22 protein-coding genes are annotated in these 24253 nt (G+C 59.9%); 13 read left to right on the plus strand and 9 right to left on the minus strand.

The window, feature by feature from the left end; translation table 11 throughout:
• Nucleotides 1-56 precede the first annotated feature (56 nt).
• Entirely contained in the window at nt 57-374 is a 318-nt protein-coding gene (locus IEX57_RS07965) for a hypothetical protein (protein WP_188703747.1), read from the plus strand.
• Nucleotides 375-439: 65 nt separating this feature from the next.
• Here IEX57_RS07965 and IEX57_RS07970 read toward each other — a convergent pair whose 3' ends face one another.
• Both IEX57_RS07970 and IEX57_RS07975 read right to left on the minus strand, forming a co-directional pair.
• Complete coding sequence (locus IEX57_RS07970; protein ID WP_188703748.1) at nt 440-949, minus strand: DUF934 domain-containing protein; 510 nt, start codon at nt 947-949, stop codon at nt 440-442.
• Entirely contained in the window at nt 946-2622 is a 1677-nt protein-coding gene (locus tag IEX57_RS07975; protein ID WP_188703749.1) for a nitrite/sulfite reductase, read from the minus strand. The genes IEX57_RS07970 and IEX57_RS07975 overlap by 4 nt, the downstream gene beginning before the upstream one ends.
• Nucleotides 2623-3174: 552 nt before the next feature.
• Between IEX57_RS07975 and pepN the strand changes: the two genes are divergently transcribed.
• The 4 genes from pepN (at nt 3175) to IEX57_RS07995 (ending at nt 9151) form a co-directional block, all read left to right on the plus strand.
• Complete coding sequence (gene pepN / locus IEX57_RS07980) at nt 3175-5817, plus strand: aminopeptidase N (RefSeq protein WP_188703750.1); 2643 nt, start codon at nt 3175-3177, stop codon at nt 5815-5817.
• 265 nt (nt 5818-6082) lie between these two features.
• Nucleotides 6083-6673: a TetR/AcrR family transcriptional regulator gene (locus IEX57_RS07985; RefSeq protein ID WP_188703751.1), complete on the plus strand. Its 591-nt coding sequence runs from the start codon at nt 6083-6085 to the stop codon at nt 6671-6673.
• A 346-nt stretch (nt 6674-7019) separates the two neighbouring features.
• Nucleotides 7020-8120 carry an alkene reductase gene (locus IEX57_RS07990; protein WP_188703752.1) on the plus strand — a complete coding sequence of 367 codons (1101 nt, stop codon included), beginning with the start codon at nt 7020-7022 and terminating at the stop codon, nt 8118-8120.
• A 221-nt stretch (nt 8121-8341) separates the two neighbouring features.
• Nucleotides 8342-9151, plus strand: coding sequence for a Cof-type HAD-IIB family hydrolase (locus IEX57_RS07995; RefSeq protein WP_188703753.1), 810 nt, complete (start codon nt 8342-8344; stop codon nt 9149-9151).
• Nucleotides 9152-9223: 72 nt separating this feature from the next.
• Here the strand turns inward: IEX57_RS07995 and IEX57_RS08000 are convergent, their stop codons facing one another.
• On the minus strand, nt 9224-9871 hold the full coding sequence (locus tag IEX57_RS08000; protein WP_188703754.1) for a carbonic anhydrase: 648 nt from the start codon (nt 9869-9871) through the stop codon (nt 9224-9226).
• Between the two features lie 342 nt (nt 9872-10213).
• On the opposite strand from IEX57_RS08000, the gene IEX57_RS08005 reads away from it, so the two are divergent.
• From IEX57_RS08005 to IEX57_RS08015, 3 genes are all read left to right on the plus strand, one after another.
• On the plus strand, nt 10214-10750 hold the full coding sequence (locus IEX57_RS08005) for a cytochrome b (protein ID WP_188703755.1): 537 nt from the start codon (nt 10214-10216) through the stop codon (nt 10748-10750).
• 65 nt (nt 10751-10815) lie between these two features.
• On the plus strand, nt 10816-11385 hold the full coding sequence (locus IEX57_RS08010; RefSeq protein ID WP_188703756.1) for a YceI family protein: 570 nt from the start codon (nt 10816-10818) through the stop codon (nt 11383-11385).
• Between the two features lie 79 nt (nt 11386-11464).
• Entirely contained in the window at nt 11465-12031 is a 567-nt protein-coding gene (locus IEX57_RS08015; protein WP_188703757.1) for a YceI family protein, read from the plus strand.
• A gap of 65 nt (nt 12032-12096) precedes the next feature.
• Here the strand turns inward: IEX57_RS08015 and IEX57_RS08020 are convergent, their stop codons facing one another.
• Nucleotides 12097-13017 (minus strand): LysR family transcriptional regulator, encoded by a 921-nt coding sequence (locus IEX57_RS08020; RefSeq protein ID WP_229708918.1) that lies wholly within the window; start codon nt 13015-13017, stop codon nt 12097-12099.
• Between the two features lie 108 nt (nt 13018-13125).
• Between IEX57_RS08020 and IEX57_RS08025 the strand changes: the two genes are divergently transcribed.
• Entirely contained in the window at nt 13126-13830 is a 705-nt protein-coding gene (locus IEX57_RS08025; protein ID WP_188703758.1) for a pirin family protein, read from the plus strand.
• Nucleotides 13831-14637: 807 nt separating this feature from the next.
• Here IEX57_RS08025 and IEX57_RS08030 read toward each other — a convergent pair.
• Complete coding sequence (locus IEX57_RS08030) at nt 14638-17313, minus strand: bifunctional acetate--CoA ligase family protein/GNAT family N-acetyltransferase (RefSeq protein ID WP_188703759.1); 2676 nt, start codon at nt 17311-17313, stop codon at nt 14638-14640.
• 243 nt (nt 17314-17556) lie between these two features.
• On the opposite strand from IEX57_RS08030, the gene ppa reads away from it, so the two are divergent.
• From ppa to IEX57_RS08045, 3 genes are all read left to right on the plus strand, one after another.
• Nucleotides 17557-18084 carry an inorganic diphosphatase gene (gene ppa, locus IEX57_RS08035; RefSeq protein WP_188703760.1) on the plus strand — a complete coding sequence of 176 codons (528 nt, stop codon included), beginning with the start codon at nt 17557-17559 and terminating at the stop codon, nt 18082-18084.
• A gap of 229 nt (nt 18085-18313) precedes the next feature.
• The gene (locus IEX57_RS08040) at nt 18314-18925 is read left to right on the plus strand and encodes a hypothetical protein (RefSeq protein ID WP_188703761.1); all 612 of its coding nucleotides are present in this window, start codon (nt 18314-18316) and stop codon (nt 18923-18925) included.
• Nucleotides 18926-19040: 115 nt separating this feature from the next.
• A complete protein-coding gene (locus IEX57_RS08045; protein WP_188703762.1) occupies nt 19041-19688 on the plus strand; it encodes a DsbA family oxidoreductase in 648 nt (215 codons plus the stop codon).
• An 83-nt stretch (nt 19689-19771) separates the two neighbouring features.
• On the opposite strand, the gene IEX57_RS08050 is transcribed toward IEX57_RS08045, so the two are convergent.
• On the minus strand, nt 19772-20404 hold the full coding sequence (locus IEX57_RS08050) for a flavin reductase family protein (protein ID WP_188703763.1): 633 nt from the start codon (nt 20402-20404) through the stop codon (nt 19772-19774).
• Between the two features lie 277 nt (nt 20405-20681).
• On the opposite strand from IEX57_RS08050, the gene IEX57_RS08055 reads away from it, so the two are divergent.
• Nucleotides 20682-22274, plus strand: coding sequence for an EAL domain-containing protein (locus IEX57_RS08055; RefSeq protein WP_188703764.1), 1593 nt, complete (start codon nt 20682-20684; stop codon nt 22272-22274).
• 12 nt (nt 22275-22286) lie between these two features.
• Here IEX57_RS08055 and IEX57_RS08060 read toward each other — a convergent pair whose 3' ends face one another.
• The 3 genes from IEX57_RS08060 to IEX57_RS08070 form a co-directional block, all read right to left on the minus strand.
• Entirely contained in the window at nt 22287-23030 is a 744-nt protein-coding gene (locus IEX57_RS08060) for a substrate-binding periplasmic protein (RefSeq protein WP_188703765.1), read from the minus strand.
• Between the two features lie 176 nt (nt 23031-23206).
• A complete protein-coding gene (locus tag IEX57_RS08065; RefSeq protein WP_188703766.1) occupies nt 23207-23596 on the minus strand; it encodes a DUF3597 domain-containing protein in 390 nt (129 codons plus the stop codon).
• Nucleotides 23597-23632: 36 nt separating this feature from the next.
• Nucleotides 23633-24097, minus strand: coding sequence for a hypothetical protein (locus tag IEX57_RS08070; RefSeq protein ID WP_188703767.1), 465 nt, complete (start codon nt 24095-24097; stop codon nt 23633-23635).
• Between the last annotated feature and the right edge of the window lie 156 nt (nt 24098-24253).

Consider the following 24253-nt stretch of genomic DNA (forward strand, 5'->3'; position numbering starts at 1 on the left):
CGGCGCAAGGTGGTAAGATCGCCGCCTTTTTTGCGTCTTGAAACAGGAATATCGCCATGATCGACCCACTGCGTCCTACTGCGCCGGATGACGAAACCCAACTGTCCGAAGGCGAAGCGCAAGCCGCCATCAACCACATTGCCTCTGTGGCCGGCATCCAGCTGACCTTTGCGCAACTGACCGATCTGCTGGCTGACTGGACCCACGTGCGTGAAAACATTATCGACTGGGGCATGGACGACCCGGCCGCCGTGGAAGACCTGAACAACACACTCTCGTCCGAATTGCTGGATGAACCCTGGCAAGAAGGCGATGCAGACTTCCTGGCGCAATTGCAGGCCGCTGCGGCCAAACGCGGGTATGTGGTGGGCTGACCGGTTCGCACGCCCATAAAAAAACCGCCCACAGGGGCGGTTTTTTTATTGCTGCATCAGCGCGCTCAGTGTGCGGTGCTGCGGCGGCGGAACAGCGGCAGTGGCTCGTCCGTGGCGCCCTGGTAGTACTCGGTGAAGTCATCCAGACCCTTGAAAGCTTCTTGGATGTCTTTATCGGCGCGCACGGCAAACGCGTTGAAGCCACAGCGCTTCATGTACAGGATCACGTCCTTGAACACGTCGCCAATGGCGCGCAGTTCGCCCTTGTAGCCGTAGCGGTCACGCAAGAGGCGCGCGTTGGAGTAGCTGCGGCCATCGATAAAGGCCGGGAAATCCAGCGCGATCAGCGCGAAGTGCGCTAAATCGCCTTCAATGGTCTCGGCTTCTTCATCGCTGGCCAGCCACACGCCCACATTACCCCGGGCCACCAGCGCATCACGCTGGGCTTGCCATTGCTTCAGCGGCACCACCACCACGCCGGAAGCCGGCACGTCGGCAAAGCTGCCGTCTTCGTTCAGGCGCAACTGGACAGACTGGTCTTCAACAATGGCACGGTCTTTGATGATCTGGCTCATTGTGCGGCCTCCGCGCGGGTCTTGCCGGCGTAGACACGCTGCTTGAACGGGTCGATCCCGAGGCGGTCCACCACATCGATGAAATGTTCATCTTCGTGACGGGACTCCACGTAGACCTTGATGATCTCGTCGATCACGCCCGGGACATCATCCTGCGCGAACGACGGGCCAATCACCTTGCCCAGCGAAGCCGACGAACCCTGACGGCCGCCCAGCGAAATCTGGTACCACTCGCTGCCGCTCTTGTCGACGCCCAGGATACCGATGTGGCCCACATGGTGGTGACCACAGGAGTTCATACAGCCCGAAATATTGATATCCAGTTCCCCCAGATCAAACAGGTAATCCAGGTCATCAAACTGGCGCTGGATGCCTTCGGCAATGGGGATGGACTTGGCATTGGCCAGCGAGCAGAAATCACCGCCCGGGCAGCAGACGATGTCGGTCAGCAGACCGATGTTCGGCGTGGCAAAACCAATGGCTTTGGCCTTTTCCCACAGCGCAAACAGATCGCTCTGTTTCACGTACGGCAGGATCAGGTTCTGTTCGTGCGAGACGCGCACTTCACCCAGGCTGTAGGCGTCGGCCAGGTCGGCCACGGCATCCAGTTGTGCGTCGGTGGCGTCACCCGGGGCCACGCCAGTTTTCTTCAGCGACAGCGTGGCGGCGGCATAGCCCGGCTTTTTATGGCCGAACACATTGCGCTCTACCCAGCGGGCAAACGCCGGGTTGCTGGCCTTGGCGGCGAGGAAAGACGCATCGTCGCCCGGCAGGGTTTCATAGGCCGGATCAACAAAGAATCTGGCCACGCGGTTGATTTCGGCGTCGGTCAGCGTCATCGGGCCACCACGGGTGTGCTGCCACTCTTGCTCGACCTTGGCGCCAAACGCTTCCGGCGTCATGGCCTTGACCAGAATCTTGATACGCGCCTTGTACTTGTTGTCGCGACGGCCATAGCGGTTGTACACACGCAGCACGGCATCGAGGTAAGACAACAGATCGTGCTTTTCCAGCCACGGCTTGATCAGCGCGCCGATGATCGGCGTACGGCCGAGGCCGCCGCCCACGTATACGGCAAAGCCGACTTCACCGGCTTCGTTCTTCTGCACGGTAATGCCGATGTCGTGCACCAGGATCGCGGCCCGGTCTTCCACTGCGCCATTGACGGCAATCTTGAACTTGCGCGGCAGGTGGGCAAATTCCGGGTGGAAGGTAGACCACTGGCGGATGATCTCGCACCACGGGCGCGGATCAACCAGTTCATCGTGCGCCACGCCGGCGAACTGGTCACTGGTGGTGTTGCGGATACAGTTGCCGGAAGTCTGGATGGCGTGCATCTGCACGGTAGACAGATCAGCCAGGATTTGCGGCACGTTTTCCAGCGCCGGCCAGTTGAACTGGATGTTCTGGCGCGTGGTGAAGTGGCCGTAGCCGCGATCGTATTTGCGGGCAATCTGCGCCAGCATCCGCACCTGGCGGCTGTTGAGTTCGCCGTACGGCACCGCAACGCGCAGCATAGGCGCATGGCGCTGGATATACAGACCGTTCTGCAGACGCAGCGGGCGGAATTCGTCTTCCGTCAGTTCTCCGGTCAGATAACGGCGGGTTTGATCGCGGAACTGCGCTACGCGCTGATCCACGATTTTCTGGTCAAAATCGTCGTAAACGTACATGCAAGCCACTGCCATTGTGTATTTAGCGTAATCCGTGATCATACCAGCGCAGGTTTTGCACCAGAAGATTGTTTTAAGCTATTGAAATCGTGAGGTGGAATATAAAAAAGGCTTATCGGTTTTATGGATAAGCGCTAACGCGAGATCGCCCCACCGTCAGGCTGAATGCCGCGCTGCAGCCGCCAACAGGAGGGTTGAGGATTTTTCCGGCGGCGGCACGGCCTGCATCATGGCTGGATCCGGTCTCAGGCCGGAAAGACGGGCCAATTGCAAAGCAGGCGGCGGCTGCCCACAAACCTAGCCACTGTAGCCGCAATACGTGAGCCCTTTTCCGGGCACCGAACCCACGCCTTGTCAGCGTTGTTTTTACCCCCGCATGCGGAACACTCCTGATGCCCGCCAGCCTTGATTTTCGTTAGCATCGCGCCCATATACGGAACACCCCGTCCGCGCGTGGTCACAAGCCGCTGCGCGGGATCGATTCCAACAAAGCGTCCGCCGTGAATACACCGGCAGTGATGCCCGAGCCACCCGTTCAGGTAAGCATCTGTCATGCAAGAACAACGTCAAGCCATTCAGCGTCTGGATTACACCCCGCCCCCGTTCCTGATCGACCGTGTCGATCTGACCTTTGAACTGGAAGAAACCAATACCCGCGTGTTGTCCCGCCTGGTGCTCAAGCGCAATCCGGCCCACCCGGACGCCCATGCCCCGCTGGTGCTCAACGGTGAAGAACTCACCCTGGAAAGCATCAAGCTGGATGGCAAGACGCTGGATGCCGGCGAATTTGTGCTGGCCGATACCAGCCTGACCATCCCGACCCTGCCTGACGAGTGCATTCTGGAAATCGCCACGCGCATCAATCCGCTGGCCAATACCGCGCTCTCCGGCCTGTATGTGTCCAACGGCAACTTCTTTACGCAGTGCGAGGCCGAGGGCTTCCGCCGCATTACCTGGTATCTGGATCGCCCGGATGTCATGGCCAAGTTCACCACCACCATCATTGCCGACAAAACCCGCTACCCGGTGCTGCTGGGCAACGGTAACCGTGTTGATCAAGGCCAGATGGACCGCAATCGCCACTGGGTGAAGTGGGTCGATCCGTTCAAGAAGCCGGCGTACCTGTTTGCGCTGGTCGCCGGCAAGCTGGTGGTTCTGGCCGACCGCCACACCACGGCCAGCGGCAAGAACGTGAATGTCGAAGTCTGGGTTGAGCCGGGCGATGTAGAGAAATGCCACCACGCGCTGGCCTCGGCCAAGGCCGCCATGAAGTGGGACGAAGAACGCTTTGGCCTGGAATACGATCTGGATACCTACATGATCGTGGCCGTGAGCGACTTCAACATGGGCGCCATGGAAAACAAGGGCCTGAACATTTTCAACACCAAGTACGTGCTGGCCCGCCCCGAGACCGCCACGGACGTGGACTTTGACGGCATTGAAGCCGTGGTCGGCCATGAGTACTTCCACAACTGGACCGGCAACCGCGTCACCTGCCGCGACTGGTTCCAGCTCTCGCTCAAGGAAGGCCTGACGGTGTTCCGCGATCAGGAGTTCTCCAGCGATATCGGCAGCCGCGCCGTACAGCGTATCGGCAACGTGCGCACGCTGCGCGAGTACCAGTTCCCGGAAGATGCCGGCCCGCAGGCCCACCCGGTACGTCCTGATTCTTACCTTGAAATCAACAACTTCTACACGGCCACCGTGTACGAAAAAGGCTCTGAAGTTGTCCGCATGATCTACACCCTGGCGGGGCAGGAAGGCTTTCGCAAAGGGATGGACCTTTACTTCAAGCGTCACGATGGCCAGGCCGTCACCTGCGATGATTTCGTCGCCGCCATGGCCGACGCCAACCAACTGGATCTGACCCAGTTCAAGCGCTGGTACAGCCAGTCCGGCACACCGCGTCTGGATGTGGAAGGCGTCTACGACGCCGCCGCCCAGACCTTCACGCTGACCGTGCAGCAAAGCTGCCCCGCCACCCCGGGCCAGCCGGAAAAACAGCCCTACCTGATCCCGTTTGCGCTGGGGCTGATTGACCGCGTGACCGGGGCCGAACTGCCGCTGACGCTGCAAGGCGAAACCGCGCCGGGCGCCACCAGCCGCGTGCTGCACCTGAAAGAAGCGACCGAACGCCTGGTGTTTACCGGCGTGGCCAGCCACCCGGTACCGTCCCTGCTGCGTGACTTCTCTGCCCCGGTCAAACTGGACTACCCGTACACCGACGACGATCTGGTGTTCCTGATCGCCAACGACACAGACCCGTTCGCCCGTTGGGAAGCGGCCAATACCTATTTGACGCGCCTGTTGCTGCAGCGCTACCAGCAAGACGGTGGCAGCAGTGCAGCGCCGGCACAACTGGTTGCGGCATTTGACAAGCTGCTCACGCAGGATCGCCTTGACCCGGCGCTGGTGGCACTGATGCTGCAACTGCCCAGCGAGCAATTCCTGTTTGAATCGCTGTCTGATGTTGACCCGAGCCGTCTGCACGCGGTGCGCCAGTCGCTCAAGCAATCGCTGGCCCGTGAACTGCGCGGCCCGCTGCTGGCTACGTATCAACGCCTGCACAGCACCGAGCCTTATGTGTACAACGCCGCCGAAGCCGGTCGTCGCAGCCTGCAGAATGTCGCGCTCGATTACCTTTCCGAGCTGGACGAGCCGCGCATTACCGAACTCTTGACCAACCAATACCGTCACGCCGACAACATGACCGACAAGCTGGCGGCGTTGTCTGCATTCAGCCAGCGTGAAGGCGGTGATCAGTATCTGGCCGACTTTGCCAGCATGTGGCAGGACGATCCGCTGGTGATGGACAAATGGTTCACGCTGCAAGCGCTGTCAGACCGCCCGGGCGCGCTGGCCCGTGTGCAGCAATTGATGAACCACCCGGCGTTTGCCATGACCAACCCGAACAAGGTGCGTGCGCTGATTACCGCGTTCTGCAACCGCAATCTGGCCAGTTTCCATGCGGCCGACGGGTACGGTTATGCCTTTGCCGCTGATCGCGTACTGGAACTGGACAAGATCAACCCGCAGATCGCCGCACGTCTGGCCGCGTGCTTCAACCGCTGGACGCGGGTGGAACCCAAGCGCCGCGCCATGATGAAGGCCGAACTGGAACGCGTGGCCGCACAAGCGGGCTTGTCGTCGGATACTTACGAGATCGTGTCCAAGGCGCTGCAAGCCGGCGACTGATCCCGCGCAGCCGGCCACCGGCATTTGCTGGCGGCCGGCTGCACCGGATTGGTTCACGCAGGCATACAAACAACACCGCCGTCTGGCTGTACGCTGATCTGGTTCACAGCGGCAAGCAAAACGGCTATTTTGCACTTGCATAAAACTGCTGGACGGGTGCCTCAACGGCGGCACCGGTTAACTGCATTTTTTGCGTTTTTTCATAAACATCAACAAGATAAAGTTGTGGTTACGTCGTTGAACTTACCCGGAATTCTGCCACGTCATGGTCAAGAAGCGTTTTGAAGACACGCGTGAGCATCTGCTCGCAATTGGTGAACAAATCATCCTCGGCAAAGGTTTTGCCGCGGTGGGTCTTGCTGAAATCCTGGCCACGGCCGACGTTCCCAAGGGTTCGTTCTACCACTACTTTGCTTCCAAAGAAGCCTATGGCGTTGCCCTGCTGGAACGCTATTTCGCCAATTACCTGGAAGACGCCAAGCTGCGCCTGAACGCCCCGCAAGGCACCGCGCACGATCATCTGGTCGAGTTCTTTGATGCCTGGCAGGGCAAGTCCTGTGGCAATACCGTGCCCTGTCTGGTGGTGAAACTGGCCGCCGAAGTGGCCGACTTGTCAGACACCATGCGCGCTGCGCTGCAAAGCGGCTGTAACCACATCGTGGCCGCGCTGGAACGCACCGTGGCCAAGGGGCAGGACGCAGGCGACATCAACAAGCAGCAACCGGCCGAAGCCTTGGCGCTGGCCATTTACGAAATGTGGCTGGGTGCCAGCCTGATGACCAAACTGCGCCGCGATCGTGTCCCGCTGGAAACCGCCATGGCGGTCACCAAACAGTTGATTGTACCTGCGGCTTGAGGTCGCCACCCCTTCGTCATTCCGGCGAAGGCCGGCATCCAGGTTGTGTATGTCTGTACCGAAGGCGCTGCAGGTGGTTTGCGTGGCAAAGCCCGTTACGGCGGGCGTACTGGATTCCTGGCTGCGCAGGAATGACGAGTCTGGTGAGGATACGGCCTTCGCGTTTCCCCGGTCTTGCATGACGGCCTCACAAGCGGCTAACTCCGGAACACATTTTAAGTACCGGCAAACACAAAAAATAATTGACCGGTCTAATTGAAATCCATCAGCCTGGCGCGCATCTAAAACGCCACAAGATACCCCACCCCGGTTTCTACACACCTCCCCTTCTACAAAAGGAAGTCTCATGTCTCTGGATAAACTGCTCACGCCGGTCAAGGTCGGCCATGTTGAACTGGCCAACCGCCTGGCCATGGCGCCGCTGACCCGCTCGCGCGCCAGCAAGCCGGGCGAAAACCCGACTGAACTGAACGCCACCTACTACGCGCAGCGCGCCACCGCGGGCCTGATCGTGACCGAGGCTACCCAGATTTCGCAGCAAGGCCAGGGCTACGCCTGGACGCCGGGTATCTATACCGATGCGCAAGAAGCCGGCTGGAAGAACGTGGTAGAAGGCGTGCACGCCAAGGGCGGCAAGCTCTCGCTGCAACTGTGGCACGTGGGCCGGATCTCCCACCGGTTGCTGCAACCCAATGGCCAGGCACCGGTCTCGGCCAGCGCCATCCAGGCATCGAACTCCACTTGCTTTGTGGTGCAGGAAGATGGCACCCCGGCCACCGTGCCGTGCGATGCCCCGCGCGCACTGGAAACCGCTGAACTGCCAGGCATTGTGGCCAGTTACGTCGCCGCGACCCAACGCGCCAAACGCGCCGGTTTTGATTTTGTCGAAATCCACTCCGCCAACGGCTACCTGCTGCATCAATTCCTGGCCACTGGCACCAACCAGCGCACCGACCAATACGGCGGCAACCTGGAAAACCGCGCCCGCCTGCTGCTGGAAGTCCTGGACGCCGTGGTTGCAGAAATCGGCGCTGACAAGGTTGGCGTCCGTCTTTCCCCGGCGTTCCCGGGCCACGACATCACCGATAGCGAATCCGAAGCCATGACGCTGTATCTGGCCACCGAATTCAGCAAACGCGGCATTGCCTATCTGCACATTGCCGAGCCGGACTGGGTGGGCGGCAAGCCGCTGTCTGACGAATTCCGCCGTGGCATCCGCCAGAACTTCACCGGCGCCATCATCACCTGCGGCGGCTATACCGCCGAAAGCGGCGAAGCCCGCCTGGCCGAAGGCGTGGCCGATGTGATTGGCTATGGCCGTCCGTTCATCGCCAACCCGGATCTGGTCGAACGCTTCCGCCAGGGCGCCGCACTGAATGCGCCGGATCAATCCACCTTCTACGGTGGCGCAGAAAAGGGTTACACCGACTACCCCTTCCTGGGCTAACCCACCCGCTCCTCCTGGCCGGCCGCTGTTCATGTGGCCGGAAACACCGTCCAGTGCCGTTTTTTCCAGCCCCGGAAAACTGCGGTCTGGCGGTGTTTTTTTATGTCTTGTCTGGCGTTGATCCGGTTTTTGAGCAAAAGACCACAAGCCAGGCACTATCCCCAATCGAACCGAGGCCGCCAGTTCGCGTAGAATCCACTTTTACGCTCAAGGAATGCTTCATGTACCAGGTTATTGCTTCCGATCTCGACGGCACCTTGCTGAACGCCGATCACATGGTAGATGCCTACACGGCAGAAACCCTGCGTCTGTTGCAGGCGCAAGGGGTGCATTTTGTGATCGCTACCGGCCGTCATTACCTGGATGTGCGCGGCATTCGTGACGTACTGGGCGTGCGCGCGTATCTGATTACTTCCAACGGCGCGCGCGTGCATGACTGGGATAACCGCCTTGTCTATGCCGAAAACCTGGAGCCGGAAGTCGCCCGCCAGTTGCTGCAGCCCGAGTTCTCTGAAGGCACGCACCTGAACGTGTATCTGGACGAACAATGGCTGGCCGGTTCCCAGGCGCAATGGCTGGCTGACCTGCATCAGGATTCGGGCTTTAGCTATGAACTGGCCGACCTGCCCAACCACAGCGGCGAAGGCATTGCCAAGGTGCTGTACATTGGCGAGCACGAACACCTGCTGACCGTTGAAGAAAAACTGATCGAGCGCTTTGGCGACGAGTTGTACGTGACGTTCTCCATGCCCGATTGCCTTGAAGTGATGGCGCCGACCGTCTCCAAGGGCCATGCGCTGACTGCGGTGCTGGCCGAACTGGGCATCTCTGCCGCCGACTGTATTGCCTTTGGCGATGGCCCCAATGATATCCAGCTGCTGCAAACTGCCGGTCACCCGTTTGTGATGGGTAACGCCAACCCCCGCCTGACCGACGCCCTGCCCCACGTGCCGCAGATTGGCACCAATACCGAAGCCGGTGTGGCGCATCAGCTGCGCAAGCTGTTTCACATGGCCGAGCCGAAAAACTGAGGCCAGTCAGCAGTCGTAAAAAAAGGCGCGGAGATTTCCGCGCCTTTTTTGTTTGCTGATCCAGCGTGCTGCTTACTCTGCCAGCGGTGCCACCAGTGAACGGAAGTTGCCGCTTGCAGCGTCATACTGGTGCAACTCGCCCTGTTCAATATCGAAATACCAGCCAACGAGGAACAGCTTGCCCTGCGCAACGGCGTCAGCGATGAACGGGAAGCTCATCAGGTTATCCAGCGAGACGACGATGGCCGCCATTTCACAGGCGCGGACTTGTTCATGCAGCGGTTTGTCGCCGTAGTTGTCCAGCACGTACTGGCGGGCGCTTTCTGCCATGCGTACCCAGCGGCCCACAAAGTTGGCTTCGGTCTTGGGGTTGTAGCCCTTGAGCAAGGCGCCAATGCCGCCACAGGACGAGTGTCCCAGCACGATGATGCGCTTGACCTGCAGATCACAAACCGCAAATTCAATCGCAGAAGAGACGCCATGGTAGGTGCCGTCTTTTTCATACGGCGGGACGAGGTTGGCCACATTGCGCACCACAAACATGTCGCCAGGGTTGCAGTCGGTCAGCAGGGCCGGGTCAACGCGGGAGTCGGAACAGCCGATCACCAGCGAGGTGGGGCTTTGACCGCGCTTGAGCTGGTCAAAAAGACTGTTTTCCTGTCCGAAATACTTGCCCTGGAAGCGGTAAAAACCGTCAATCAGTTTTTTCAGTTCGTCCATGCCATCTCCGTGGGTCAGGTACAAGGCGCCAGCTGGCGCAGCACATTTTGTCGACTGATTCTAACCGAGTCGTGTTTGAAACATGCCTGCAGCTCGCGCAAAAAATCCAAACATTCGTTCTTTTCTTATACCCGGAATGGAATAAAACAGGGGGCTGCCGCGTTCTCTGTATGGCCGATCAAACGCCCGACAACCGGGCATTGGCGGCGCTTTTCCTTAACATTCAAAAAAATTGAATAAATTAGCCAGAACTTTTCGCTGGCATGGCGTACCAACCCGCCGATATAGTGCTGCTCAACAGTCTTTTCTGATTATCCATTCACTGCTTGAGGTATCCGGACAATGAAACGCACGCGTTACGACGGCTTTCATATCGCCTTGCACTGGCTGATCGCCGCGCTGATCGTCGCCGCGTTCGGTCTGGCACTGTATATCGACGGTTTGCCGCTCTCGCCGCTGAAGTTCCGTTTGTATTCCTATCACAAGTGGATGGGGATTTCGGTGCTGATTCTGGTCGCTGTGCGGCTGCTCTGGCGCCACGCCAAAGGCGTGCCGGCCCCGCTGCCCAACCAGCCGCGCTGGCAGGTGGTCGTGGCCAACGCCACCCATCATTCGCTTTATCTGTTGATGTTTGTACTGCCGCTGGTGGGCTGGGCCATGAGTTCGGCCAAGGGCATTCCGGTCGTCCTGTTTGGTGTGCTGCCGTTACCCAACTGGGTGCCGGTTGACCACGATCTGGGCGAAATTCTGGAAACCGCACATAAAACCCTGGCCTGGATTCTGGCAGCGCTTGTGGCCATGCATGCCGCAGCCGCGATCAAGCACCATGTGATCGACAAGGACGATACCCTGCGCCGCATGCTGCCGGGCAAGTCCTGAACTGCAGAACCTTGGTTTACCGATTCAACATCCAGTCTGACGACTGAACCTTGTGGAACCCGACAATGAAAAAACGTTTTCTGACCTCTGTGATCCTGGCCGCAGGCCTTGGTTTTGCCAGCATGTCGGCCATGGCCGCCCAGACCCTGGTTCCGGCCCAGAGCAAGATCGGCTTTGCCTTCAAGCAAATGAACGTGCCGGTAGAAGGCAGCTTCAAGCGCTTTGACGCCAACATCAATTTCGACCCGGCCAAGCCGGAAAAAACCCAGGCCACCATCAATGTCGATCTGACCAGCATTGATGTGGGCAGCGCCGACGGCAACAAGACCACTCAGGGCAAGGACTGGTTCAACACCGGCGCCACGCCCAAGGCCACGTTTGTCGCCGCCTCGGTCAAGGCCGTGGGCGCGGGCAAGTATGAAGCACGCGGCAAGCTGACCATCAAGGGCGTCAGCAAGGACGTTGTGGCCCAGCTGACCACCAAACAAGATGGCGCAAATCTGGATGTGGAAGGCAGCTTCCCCATGATGCGCCTGCAATACAAGATCGGTGATGGCGAATGGGCCGACACCGGCACCGTGGCTGATGAAGTCACCGTGAAGTTCAAGCTGGTTCTGGCGGGCAAGCCCAACTGATCCGGCCATCTGCCTGGCCGGTTTGCGCCGCCAGGTTAAAACAATCCATCAACACACTGTTGTCTACTCAGGAAAAATCATGAAACTGAAACTTGCTGCCATCGCCCTGGCTTGCGTTGCTTCCGCCGCTTTTGCTGCCCCGCAAACCCTGGAACTGGATTCCTCCCACACCCAGCCGTACTTTGAAATTGGCCACTTTGGTTACTCCAACCAGATGGGTCGTTTCGAAAAAGCCACCGGTACCGTGGTGGTTGATCTGGAAAAGAAAACCGGCTCGCTGGATGTCTCTATCGACACCAACAGCCTGTCCACTGGCTGGGCTGCCCGTGACAAGCATCTGAAGACCGCTGATTTCTTCAATGTCGAGAAATTCCCGGCCATGACTTTCAAGTCCACCGATTTCAAGTTTGACGGTGACAAGCTGGTAGCCGTGAACGGCAACTTCACCCTGCTGGGCGTGACCAAGCCGCTGACCCTGAACATCAGCAACTTCCATTGCGGCGATCATCCGATGATGAAGAAGTTCTGGTGCGGCGCTGAAGCCACCGCCACCATCAAGCGCAGCGACTTTGGCATGACCACCTTTGTACCGGCCGTGTCCGACGAAGTGAAGCTGACCATTCCGGTTGAAGCTGGCGCAAAATAATTCGCGCAGCAAAACCATAAAAAAAGCCCACGCTCAAACGTGGGCTTTTTTTCAGTGTGAGCGCATCAGCACTCCAGCCGGCCTTCCAGCCAGTCTGCAATGCGGCTGTCGGTACGCAGGCGTTCAATCCACCAGGCCAGCGCCCTGCCTGGCTGATTGCTGCGCCAGGCCGCATGAAAGCGCGGGATGTGTTGTGGCCCGGCCGGGGTTTTCTCTACCAGCCGCCCCGCAGCCAGTTCCTTGCGGATGATGCAGCGCGGCAGGTAACCGCAACCCAGGCCCGCCAGTTGGGCCTGCAATTTGGTATTGGCATCATGCACCGTCAGCGTCTCCTGCCCTTGCAGGATATTCACGGTCCGTGGCACCAGCGACCGCGAACTGTCTGCCACCGCAATCACCCGGTATTGCTGGATCACATCCGCCGGCAGCGGATCCGGCACGCTGGCCAGCGGGTGGCCGGGGGCAACGGCAAAAACAAAATCAACATCGCCAATATCATGCGTGGTAAAGCCACTGCCATGCGCGGTATCCAGCGATACGCCAATGGCCAGGTCGGCGCGGTGATCAATCAGCGCATCCCACATGCCGGCCAGCGCCTCATGCAAAAACCGCAGGCGCGTACCAGAATTGCATTGGTCAAAGGCCTGAATCCACGGCGTGATGATCGAGAACGGCACCATGGTATCGATGGCAATGCGCAGTTCTGGCTCCCACCCGGTCGCCACCCGTTTGACGCGGTATTCCAGATCAGACGCGGCGCGCAGCAAATGGCGCCCTTGCTCCAGCAAGGTCTCGCCTGCTGGCGTCAGCCGGGCGCGGTGGCCCGAACGGTCAAACAACTGCACACCCATCTCATCTTCAAGTTTTTTGATGATATAGGTGACCGCCGACGGCACACGATGCACTTCTTCTGCCGCTGCGGCAAAACTGCCCTTTCGTGCAATGGCATCAAGGATTTCAAGGGCTTCCAGATTCAGACGCAGCATGACAATTATCCCGGATTACGCAACAGACTTATGCAGAACAGCCATTTTATTTACGAATAGCCGCTTTATAATACACCACATGTTCAACGCAACTGAAGGAGCTACATCATGATCACGCTACGCAAAGCCCAAGACCGCGGCCACGCCAACCACGGCTGGCTGGATAGCTGGCACAGCTTCTCGTTTGCTGGCTACCAGGACAACAACCACGTGCACTTTGGCCCCTTGCGCGTCATCAACGAAGACCGCGTCGCCGCCGGCCAGGGCTTTGGCTCGCACCCGCACCGCGACATGGAAATCATCAGCTACGTGCTGGAAGGTGAGCTGGAGCACAAAGACAACATGGGCAACGGCTCCATCATCAAGCCGGGTAACGTGCAGCGCATGAGCGCCGGTACCGGCGTGGTGCATTCGGAATACAACCCGTCCGCTCAAAACGGCGTGCATTTTTTGCAGATCTGGATCATCCCGAACAAAGCCGCCCCCGCTTCTTACGAGGAAAAAACCTTCCCGGAAGAAGACAAGCGCGGCAAGCTGCGGCTTGTGGCCAGCGGCACGGGCGAGAACGGGTCGGTGACCATCAACCAGGACGCGAAGCTGTATATCGGCCTGTTTGACGACGCAGAAACCACCACGCTCAAGATCAACCCGGAACGACTGGTATACGTGCACGTCGCACGCGGCACCGTCACCGTGAACGGCCAGAAACTGCAAGCCGGCGACGCCGCCAAACTGCGCGCAGAAAGCGCCGTGACGCTCAGCGAAGGCACTGGGGCAGAAGTGCTGGTGTTTGATCTGCCGCAGCTGCAGTAACCCGTTTTGCCTGGTCACAGAAATCCCGGTACTCCTGACGGAGGGCCGGGATTTTTATTTTTGGCGGCTACACGGTACGCCAAGGAAAGGCCACCTACGGCGGCCGACTGGATTCCGGCCTGCGCCGGAATGACGAGGTGGTAAGGCGAACCCATCAATCTTGCAAGCAGCTGGTTTGCGAGGTTGGGGGTGCCGTTGATTTTCTGGGTTGTGGTTGTGGTTGTGGTTGCAGTTGCAGTTGGGGCTGCTTTTGACCTACCTCCCCTTGACTGCGCCGAGCATCGCAGCAAGGCGCGGCGACAAAGGCGAAGCGGTAGGCCAAAGGCCGAACTCGCGAGCCAGCCGCGCCTTGCGAGAAGCACAGGGAACCCCGAAGGGGCGCAGTCGCCAGGGTCGCCTTTCTTTGGTTACTTTCTTTGGCGAAGCAAAGAAAGTAACGTGCTCCGGGCACCCCCGGTATCAAAACACCGCGCCGCAAGGCGCTAACACACACCGCAATGGTGGATTGTCGCTCCCGCTCCGAATCCACCCTACTCACTGGATTCCTGCCTACGCAGGAATGACGATGCAATGGCGAAGCAAACAATGCATCCTGGCCAAGGCTGCAACTGGATTCCTGCATGCGCAGGAATGACGATGCAATGGCAAAGCAAACGATGCATCCTGGCCAAGACTGCAACTGGATTCCTGCATGCGCAGGAATGACGAAGTTGATCACCAGGCACAGCACATGATCAATCATCAAACAGTTGGATTATCGCTACCACCCCAACCACCCCCAGCCCTTCCCCAAAACCCTCCCTCCCATCACAACACCCTCACCACCCACTTCAACCCGTCATCCTCCGGATGCTTGTGAATCACAAACCCCAACCGCCGCATAAACGCCAGCATATTGGTATTACTGCTCAGCACCTCACCCTCCACCGTCGACAAGCGCATATCCCGCGCGGCGTTGAACAGCGCCTCCATCAACCGGCCACCCAGCCCTTTACCCTGCCATTCATCATCAATCACGATGGCAAACTCGCAACTGTCGTTATCCACGTTCACCACAAAACGCGCGACAGCGACGATCATCTCGCCCGCGCTGCCCTGCACCGTGGCGACCAGTGCCATTTCGCGGGCGTAATCAATCTGCGTAAAGCGCACCAGCTGGATCTGCGAGAGCGCCTTGAGCGTGCTCATGTAGCGGTTGTAGCGCGTCTCTTCCGACAGGCCATCGACAAAGCGCACGATCATTTCCGCGTCTTCCGGGCGGATCGGGCGGATGGTCATGGGCATGCCGTTCTTGAGCTGCGTGACCTGCACCAGATGCGACGGGTACGGGTGGATGGCCATGTGGCTGTAGCGGCGCGCATCAGCCGGCACCTGGGCCAGCAGGATACGGGCGTCCAGCGCGATGGCGCCGTTTTCATCGGCAATCAGCGGGTTGATATCCAGCTGCTGCACCTGCGGGAACTCGCACAGCATTTCTGATATGCGCAGCAGGATATCCTTGATGCTTTCTACATCCGCCGGCGGGCGGTTGCGGAACTCGCCCAGCATGTTTTTCACGCGGGTGCGGCGGATCAGGTTGTCGACCAGGTAATCGTTCAGCGGCGGCAATGCCACGGCGACGTCGTTGAATACTTCCACGCCCACACCGCCGGCGCCAAAGCTGATCACGGGGCCGAACGCCGGGTCGTGCGTGGCGCCAACCATCAGTTCCCGGCCGTTCTTGCGGCTGATCATGGGTTGCACGGTGAGGCCGCGCACCCGCTCGCCAAACCGTTCACGCGCGCGGGCCAGCATGCGGGTGGCCTCGGTCGAGACTGCCATCAAGGTGGTCAGGTTCAGCGCCACGCCGTCAAAGTCGGTCTTGTGGGTGAGGCCTTCTACATCCAGTTTGAGCACCACCGGCAAGCCCACGCCCATGGCGGCAGTGACGGCGGCTTCGGCCGAGGCGGCGCGCACGGTAGTGGTGACCGGAATATGAAACGCCCGCAGCAGCGCTTTGGATTCCAGTTCATCGAGCATCTGCCGGCCGTTGTTGAGCGCGGCATCGACAATCATGCGGGCCGATTCCATATCCGGCGCGTCCCATTCGCCCAGCGGACCAGGGGTTTGCAGCAGCAGTTGCTGGCTGTATTGCCAGGACGCCAGCGACCAGAACACTTCTACCGCGTGCTCCGGCGTGCTGAAGAACGCCATATTGTGTCTGGCCAGCAATTTGCGGCTGGCTTGCACCTTCTTGCCGCCAATCCAGGCCAGCAGCAACGGTTTGTCTGTGGTTTTGGCCAGCGCGACCATGGCTTCGGCCGTGGCCATATGGTCGGTGCCCATTTGCGGGGTGAATACCACCAGCACGCCGTCGATGTTTTCGTCTTCCAGCGCAGCCTCGGTGGCCGAATGAAAGCGCGCGGCGGAGGCATTGCCCAGAATGTCGATCGGGTTATCGTGGCTGGATTGCGCCGGCAAAAAGCCATCCAGCCGGGTAATGGTGGCCGGCGTCAGGCGCGGCAGCGGAATATGCAAGTCCCCCGCCCGATCGACCGCCATCATGCCGGCGCCAATGCCGTTGGTAATCACCGCCAGCCGGCGGCCACGCGTGCGGTAGTTGCGCGGCAACACGCGCGCGGCAATGAACAGCTGGTTGATGGAGCGCAAACGCAGCACACCGGCGCGACGCAGGGCGTTGTCGAACACTTCGTCGCTGCCGATCAGGCGCTCCGAATGGGTGCGGCCCAGTTTCTCGCCACCGTCATAACGCCCCACTTTGAGCACCATCACGGGCTTGGTCCGCGCGGCGGCGCGCAATGCGGACATGAACGTGCGGGCGTCGCTGACGTCTTCAACGTACAGCAAAATGCTGCGGGTTTTGGGGTCAGAGACGAGGTAATCGAGCGTCTCGCCGACATCCATATCGACCGCAGAACCCAGCGAGATCACCGACGAGAACCCGACATCCTGCGACTCGGCCCAGTCCAGAATGGCCGACGCCACAGAAGATGACTGCGACACCAGCGCCATGCTGCCCGGCTTGATGGTGCCGGCATAATTGCCGCTGTTGAGTTTGCTGACCGGCCGCGCCTGGCCAAACACCGTCGGGCCCAGCAGGCGCACGTTGTACTGGCGGCAGATCACCAGGATCTTGTCGAGCAGATCGCGTGATTTGTCTGCCGTGCCGACAAAGTCGCACGACATGATGACAATGCCTTTGACGCCGTGGCGGCAGCTCTCTGTCACCATGTCGATCAGCGTGCGCTGCGGCGTGGTGATGATGACCAGGTCAACCGGCTTGCCGATCTTGCCGATGCTCTTGTACGCCTTGTGGCCCTGGACCTCGGCATGCTTGAGGTTGACCGGGTACAACGCGCCGCCATACGCGCCTTCGATCAGATTGCCGAACACGGTCGTGCCGACTGCGCCTTCAGTCACTGAGGCGCCGATGACGGCAATCGAGGCAGGTTCAAACAGCGGCGTGAGGTAATGTTGTTTCATGGGGTCTGGGCCTGGGCATGCATGCGCTGTCGGGCGTCGCATTCAATCGTCATGATATGCGAAAAACACGGGCCGTCAGCGGTGGCGGGGATCAGGTAAAACGGCTACTTGAAGCATATTCCATGCCCATTTTTGACTCATGACACTGCGCAAATGGTCAGGCTGAACTGCACAGATGGGCGCACGCCGCTATAATCACGCGGCTTTCTATTTAATTTCCTCCACCTGAGCGGATTACATCTCATGGATATCAGCAAGATCCCCGTCGGCAAGGACGTGCCGAACGATTTCAACGTCATCATCGAAATCCCGGCCAATGCAGCGCCGATCAAATACGAGCACGACAAGGAATCGGGCGCCGTATTTGTTGACCGTTTCATGGGCACCTGCATGTTCTACCCGATGAACTACGGCTACATTCCGCACACGCTGGCTGAAGATGGTGATCCGGTTGACGCGCTGGTGTACACCCCGTTCCCGCTGATCCCGGCCTCTGTCGTCCGTTGCCGCGCCATCGGCATGCTCAAGATGGAAGACGAATCCGGTATTGATGCCAAGCTGGTTGTGGTGCCGGTCGACAAGCTCTGTCAGATGACCAAGGGCATCCAGAAGCTGGAAGACCTGCCGGCGCTGCTGCTGGAACAGATCAAGCACTTCTTCGAGCACTACAAGGATCTGGAGCCGGGCAAGTGGGTCAAGGTGCAAGGCTGGGGCAGCAAGGAAGATGCCCACGCCGAGATCGTGGCCGGTATCAAGCGTAACGAAGGCTGATCGCCAGCGCTGGTTGCAGCGCTGATCCGGTTTGGCCGCAAGACAAAAAGCCAGTCAGCAGACTGGCTTTTTTCATGCCCGCTGCCAGGCCAGAACGGCACCTGGTCGGAAACCGCCTTTCCTGACAACTAAATAAGTATTTTTTAATATAACGGTAAAACAATTCGCCTACCCTCTTGCCCAGCCGATAACCCCCTATTGCAACGCAGCACAGGACCAGGAGAGGAAGATGATGACTGCTACCGCCTCCAGAGGTGTCTTCACCAAGACAAACAAAGGTTCGCTTGAGATCACCGAGCGCGCCCACGGCCTGCCTGCGCGCTTGCGCCGCGCGTTGATCCTGGTTGATGGTGCCCGGGATACCTCTGCCATCAGCGCCATGATGCCAGGCGAGGACATGGAACGCATGCTGGGCGAGTTGCAGACCATGGGGTTTATCCAGAACGGTGCCGGCAGCGCCAGCAGCGTACGCGCAGAGCCCGCCCGCCCTGCCGCGCCCACGCCGGTGGCTGCACCCGTGCCCGCACCGGCACCGGTGATGGCCGCCACCGTGGCGACACCTGAGCCTGTTTCTGCCGAGCCCCCCGCCGCTGCCGCACCGGTCGCCAGCGGGCTGGATACTGCACTGATTCATCAGGTCAAAGTATTGATGATTGAAAGCGCGCAGCAGTTTCTGGGCCTGATGGCCAAACCGCTGATTGCCGAGATCGAAGCGGTGCACGATGCCGTTTCGCTGAAAACCGCCATTGCCCGCTGGAACATCAGCCTGCGCCAGTCCCACAAGGCGGCACAGCACGCCGATCAATACGTCCTGGCCGTCAAAACACTGGTCGGCATCTGACCCTCTGGCGCCTCTGGATGACTGCCGGCTTGAAGCGCGGGCCTTGCGCACTCATTTAGTGGTGATACAAGGCATGCCGGCCACCTGACCGGCAGTGCAAACAGAGGCAACGCCAATGACTTCCAGACTGAAAATCGATTTTGTTTCCGACGTTTCCTGCCCGTGGTGCGCCATCGGGCTGAATGCGCTGGAACGCGCGCTGGGCCAGATCGGGCCGGACATTGAGGCCGACCTGCATTTCCAGCCGTTTGAACTGAACCCGCAAATGGTGCCGGAAGGCCAAGACATCAACGAGCACCTGGCGCAGAAATACGGCTCTACGCCCGAGCAATCTGCCCGCAACCGCGAAGACATCCGCGCACGCGGCGAGGATGTCGGTTTTGAGTTCAACATGGACAAGCGCGGCCGCATCTACAACACGTTTGATGCGCACCGCCTGCTGCATTGGGCGGGCGAACAAGGCAAGCAGCGCGAACTCAAGCACGCGCTGTTCAAGGCGTATTTCACCGATGGCCTGAGCCCGGGCGACCATGAAGTGCTGTTGCGGGTTGCGGCCGACGTGGGCCTGGATATTGAGCGGGCGCGCCAGATTCTGGCGTCAGACGAATTTGCCGGCGATGTGCGCCAGGCCGAGTTGTTCTACCAGCAAAACGGCATTCACGCCGTGCCGGCCGTGATCATCAATGATCGCCACCTGATCCAGGGCGGCCAGCCGGTTGAAGTGTTTGAACAAGCCTTGCGCCAGATTGCCGCAGGCGCTTGAGCCATCAGCAGCACCAGATCGCCAGACCACAAGGGCGCCCGCGGGCGCCCTTGTTTGTGCATGCAAGCCGTCGTCTGCGCCGCTCAGCGCGGCTCCTGCCCTGGCCGGTACATCTGGAACAACATCTCTGGCCGGATCTCGAAATAATCCGCCGGCCCGCCCCCGCGCAGAATGGGCCGGGCAGCGGCCGTGTCATATACGCCGTCGTGCAGCAAATGCCGGGCAATGTACACGCCCACCACTTCCCCCAGCACCAGCCAGCTATTGGTGGGCTCTCCTGCAGCGGATTGCAGCCGGATGATCTGGCTCATGCGGCATTCAAACGACACCGGGCTCTCGCCCACGCGCGGCACTTGTACTTGTCTTGAGGGCACGGCGGTCAGGCCGGCCAGTTCAAATTCGTTGATCTCTGGCGGCACGGCGGCGCAACTCTGGTTCATGGGCACCGCCAGTTCCCGGGTGGCCAGGTTCCAGCAAAACTCGCCCGTTTCTTCAATATTGCGCAGCGTGTCTTTGGCGCCGACGCTGGAAAAACCGATGATGGGCGGGGTGTAGTTGAACGCGTTGAAAAAACTGTAGGGCGCCAGGTTGAGCGTGCCATTGGCCGCGCGCGATGAAATCCAGCCGATCGGACGCGGGCCGACAATGGCATTGAAGGGATCGTGCGCCAGGCCGTGGCCGTCTTTGGGCTCGTAGAAGTGGACGTCAGCGCTCATACGGGCTCCGATTGCAAAGTGGGCATTAAAGATACACCCCAGGCATGTCAATCCGCATGTCTTTGCCTGTTTTCTTGCGCTTGTCAGGGCAAAACAACACCGCTTTGCCACCGGGGGCGCCATATCAGCCGATTGTCATATACTCGTTGGAAAACAGGCGACCGGCGGTCATAGCCGGCACACCAGCTCAGTCAGCACTACCCGCAGCGCGCGGTAGTCAGGGGTCGGGTTTTCTGCGAGGTACGATTTGAACATGCAGGAAACCAAAGGGGGAGTTTTGCATAAGCGTCTGGCTTTCAGCGTGATTGTGCTGATCGCCGTCATCGCCGTGGTCGGCCCGATTTTTGCCGCGCTCAGTCTTGCGCGTTCGCGCGGGCTGGAGTCGCAACAGGCACAAGCCCTGCAACTGGCCAACAATGTGCTGGTTCGCGCCGATAGCGTGGCAAAGCAGTTTTTTGACATGCACGATGCGCTGATCAAAGCGCAGGCCGACAATCCCTGCTCTGAAGCCAATATCGACCTGATGCGCCAGCTGGCTTTCAGCTCCAGCTATCTGCGCGCGGTGGGCTTTGTGGCGGGTAACAGTCTGGTGTGTTCGTCGCTGGGCATTGCCGGCAACGGTCTGGCCATTGGCGAGCCGGATATCACCACGCCAAGAGGGGTGTCGATCCGCAAAGCCGTGCGCTTGCCGATCGCTGCCGGCTTTGACGTGCGCATTTCCGAAAAAGACGGTTATGCCGCCATCATGGCGCGGGATGTCGCGCTGGATATCGACACTCACACTACCGGCATGCTCAAAGGCGTTTTTTATCTGGGCAGTACCGAACTCGTGACCTCCAGCGGTGCGATCAACCCGGCCTGGCTGGAACGCCTGGGCAGCGCCCCGAGCGCCTCGTTTCTGGATGGCGATTACGTCGTGGGTATGCGCCGCTCATCGCATTACAACCTTGTCGCCGTGGTCGCCACGCCCGTGGTGTACCTGACCCGGAACGTGCGCAAACTGGCGCTGGTCATGGTGCCGCTGGGCGCGGTCACCGCGTTGTTGCTGATTACCGTGCTGGTCTGGATTGCCCGCCACCAGACCACCATACAGACCATGATCCGCACGGCGCTCAAGCGGCATGAGTTTCATCTGGTGTACCAACCCGTGGTGGACTTGCGCACCGGCCGCTGGGTGGGCGCAGAGGCGCTGATCCGCTGGCGCCGCATCAATGGCGAGATGATCCCGCCGGATGTGTTCATCCCGCAGGCCGAACGCGCCGGGCTGATTACCCAGATTACCGAGCGCGTGCTGGAGCTGGTGGCCTACGACATCAACCACCACTTCAAGGCCTTCAAGGATTTCCATATCGCCATCAACCTGTCTGCCGCTGACTTTGGCAGCGACCGGATTGTCGGCCAGTTGTACCACTTGCTGCGCACCACCGGGCTGGCGCCGGGGCAGCTGATTATTGAAGCCACCGAACGCGGCCTGATCAACGCGGAAGAATCCCGCCGCATGATCAAGGATATCCGTTCGCTGGATATCGGCGTGGCGATTGATGATTTCGGGACCGGTTACTCCAGCTTGTCTTACCTGACCACGCTGGAACTGGATTACCTCAAGATCGACAAATCGTTCACCGACACGATCGGCAAGGATGCCGCGGCCAGCCACGTGCCGGCGCACATCATTGCCATGGCGCGCTCGCTCAAGCTGCAATGCGTGGCAGAAGGCGTCGAGACTGCGGAGCAAGCCGAATTCCTGCGCACCCATGGCGTGCGGCTGGCGCAGGGCTGGCTGTTCTCCCGCGCGATCCCGCCGGCAGAGCTGGCGCAGAAACTGCGCTCGATGAAATCCGTGATCCGCAAGATGGAAGACCTGGTCTGAGCGGATGGCGGCCTAGCGCCAGGTGGTCAGGATGGTGCGGTAAGTGCCGTTGGCCTGGATCATCTCAAAGCCCCGGTTAAAGTTGTCCAGCGCCGCCTCGGCACCCGGAAACTTGCGCGAAAACACGCAGTACAGATCATTTTGCGCGCTCAGCCCGACCACCCTGAACTTGCCTTCAAACTCACGCTGGTTGGCGCTGAGCAGGTAATTGGCCACTTTCTCAAAGGCCAGCACGTATTGCACGCGCCCCAGCTCCAGCATGCGAAAACTGTAGATGGTCTGGTTGGTGACTTCGCGGATCACGGTGATGTCGCCGTCAAAGTCGCTGCCGTACTCATAACCGTTGGTCACGGCCACGCGCTTGCCATGCAGGGCCGCCGGGCCCAGATCATGTTCTTGCGAATCCGCCCGGGCGTAGATCAGCGCCTTGCTGCTGAACATGGGATGGGCTGGCCACAGAAAGTCGGCCTCGTTTTCCCGCGTGCGGGCCGTATCAAAACAGGCCGCCAGCTCGCCCGTGCGCACCATATGAATACAGCGGGCATAGGGCAAAGAGACAAACTTCACGTCCACGCCCACAGCGCTGAACGCTGCCTGGATGATGTCTTCTGCCATGCCATGCGCATCGCCATTGACCTTGCCCGAATACGGGTACCAGTCATCTTCCGCGCCGACCACAATGCGCTGCCCTGCCCGCGCCGGCACGGTGCACAGCGCAGCCAGCATGGCCAGCAACAGCAAAACCCGGACGGGCATGACAAATATCCTCTACAGCGCCTTGCGATCATGACATATAGATATTTGCCAATATCAGCCAAAGCGCTGTGGTGCTGCAAACCCGCCAGCGCGCAGGCGCACACCAAAGAGACACATTCATGAAAAAACCCGCCGGCTGGTGGGCGGGCGGGTTTTGCGGCAAGGGCCAGGACAGCTCAGGACAGTTCCGGCGGCAGTTTGCCGCCATTGACCGTCAGCGCACGCAGCACGGCTTTGTGCAGCCAGATGTTCATGCTGGCAGAGTCTGCCGTGTCGCCGGTAAAGCCCAGTTCCTGCGCCAGTTGTTTGCGATGCGCCAGGCTGCTGTCCAGACCCAGCGCTTTCATCATGTCGACAATCGACACGCGCCAGTTCAGCGTCTGGCCGCTTTCGGCCACAAGGCGATCCAGCACAGCGGCGACATCCACCACCATGGCCGGTGCCACTGCCGGCACGACGGCCGGTGCTACGTCTGCAGCCGGGGCAGTTTCTACCGGTGCGGGGGATTGCTCTTGCGGTTGGGCTTTGCCGAACAGTTTGCCGACAAGATCACTGAAAATACCCATGGTTTACTCCTTGTTGAAAAAATGGACAGGCACAACTCAGCCCGCGCGGGACGTCGCTAGTTTGCTCATGGCAAACGCCAGCGCGGCGCTGCCCAGGGTGTGCACCAGTTCCGGATGCTGGGCGTAAAAACGGCTGACCATCTCCAGCACGGCGGGCTTGGCGGTGTGGGCCTCTTGCGCGATGGCAATGGCGTCTTGCTCGCTCAACTGGCCCGCCTGTTCCGGCGTCAGCTGGCTGGCACCAGCGGGCAACAGGCGACCCAGCGCACCGCCAGCGGCCTGGCTCAGCAACTGCGGGCCAACCGCGGCCAGCAACTGGTTCATCAGCCCGGCGCGCTGGGTGTTATCTGACTTGCCGAACAACTGGCCGACCAGGCTGGCAAACGGCGGCGTTTTATCCGAGAGGAACATGGCGGTCAGCCCCTGTTCCAGCCCGCCCTTTTGGGTATCGGCCGACACACTGCCGGCCACTTGCTTGATGACGTCATCCAGAAAACTCACGACGGTTACTCCCTTTACCACGGCAAAAATGGCTGCAAGCGTAGCAAGGGCATGGGCCGGGACATATCAGGCAAGTCATGAAACGGACAAACAAAAACCCGCCGGCAAGGTGCGGGCGGGTTCGGGGTGCTGCGGTGTTGCCAGGTGGCGGCGCTG

It is taken from the genome of Silvimonas iriomotensis (assembly GCF_014645535.1).
In the GTDB taxonomy this organism is placed as follows: Bacteria; Pseudomonadota; Gammaproteobacteria; order Burkholderiales; family Chitinibacteraceae; genus Silvimonas; species Silvimonas iriomotensis.

Excerpts from the sequence above, each read along its gene's own strand:
- IEX57_RS08045 (WP_188703762.1), top strand. The coding sequence starts at position 19,041 with ATGACTTCCAGACTGAAAATCGATTTTGTTTCCGACGTTTCCTGCCCG.
- IEX57_RS08050 (WP_188703763.1), bottom strand. The coding sequence starts at position 20,404 with ATGAGCGCTGACGTCCACTTCTACGAGCCCAAAGACGGCCACGGCCTG.
- IEX57_RS07965 (WP_188703747.1), top strand. The coding sequence starts at position 57 with ATGATCGACCCACTGCGTCCTACTGCGCCGGATGACGAAACCCAACTG.
- IEX57_RS07975 (WP_188703749.1), bottom strand. The coding sequence starts at position 2,622 with ATGTACGTTTACGACGATTTTGACCAGAAAATCGTGGATCAGCGCGTA.
- pepN (WP_188703750.1), top strand. The coding sequence starts at position 3,175 with ATGCAAGAACAACGTCAAGCCATTCAGCGTCTGGATTACACCCCGCCC.
- IEX57_RS08040 (WP_188703761.1), top strand. The coding sequence starts at position 18,314 with ATGATGACTGCTACCGCCTCCAGAGGTGTCTTCACCAAGACAAACAAA.
- IEX57_RS08010 (WP_188703756.1), top strand. The coding sequence starts at position 10,816 with ATGAAAAAACGTTTTCTGACCTCTGTGATCCTGGCCGCAGGCCTTGGT.
- IEX57_RS07970 (WP_188703748.1), bottom strand. The coding sequence starts at position 949 with ATGAGCCAGATCATCAAAGACCGTGCCATTGTTGAAGACCAGTCTGTC.
- IEX57_RS08030 (WP_188703759.1), bottom strand. The coding sequence starts at position 17,313 with ATGAAACAACATTACCTCACGCCGCTGTTTGAACCTGCCTCGATTGCC.
- IEX57_RS08025 (WP_188703758.1), top strand. The coding sequence starts at position 13,126 with ATGATCACGCTACGCAAAGCCCAAGACCGCGGCCACGCCAACCACGGC.
- IEX57_RS07985 (WP_188703751.1), top strand. The coding sequence starts at position 6,083 with ATGGTCAAGAAGCGTTTTGAAGACACGCGTGAGCATCTGCTCGCAATT.
- IEX57_RS07990 (WP_188703752.1), top strand. The coding sequence starts at position 7,020 with ATGTCTCTGGATAAACTGCTCACGCCGGTCAAGGTCGGCCATGTTGAA.
- IEX57_RS08015 (WP_188703757.1), top strand. The coding sequence starts at position 11,465 with ATGAAACTGAAACTTGCTGCCATCGCCCTGGCTTGCGTTGCTTCCGCC.
- IEX57_RS08065 (WP_188703766.1), bottom strand. The coding sequence starts at position 23,596 with ATGGGTATTTTCAGTGATCTTGTCGGCAAACTGTTCGGCAAAGCCCAA.
- IEX57_RS08020 (WP_229708918.1), bottom strand. The coding sequence starts at position 13,017 with ATGCTGCGTCTGAATCTGGAAGCCCTTGAAATCCTTGATGCCATTGCA.
- IEX57_RS08005 (WP_188703755.1), top strand. The coding sequence starts at position 10,214 with ATGAAACGCACGCGTTACGACGGCTTTCATATCGCCTTGCACTGGCTG.
- IEX57_RS07995 (WP_188703753.1), top strand. The coding sequence starts at position 8,342 with ATGTACCAGGTTATTGCTTCCGATCTCGACGGCACCTTGCTGAACGCC.
- ppa (WP_188703760.1), top strand. The coding sequence starts at position 17,557 with ATGGATATCAGCAAGATCCCCGTCGGCAAGGACGTGCCGAACGATTTC.
- IEX57_RS08060 (WP_188703765.1), bottom strand. The coding sequence starts at position 23,030 with ATGCCCGTCCGGGTTTTGCTGTTGCTGGCCATGCTGGCTGCGCTGTGC.
- IEX57_RS08000 (WP_188703754.1), bottom strand. The coding sequence starts at position 9,871 with ATGGACGAACTGAAAAAACTGATTGACGGTTTTTACCGCTTCCAGGGC.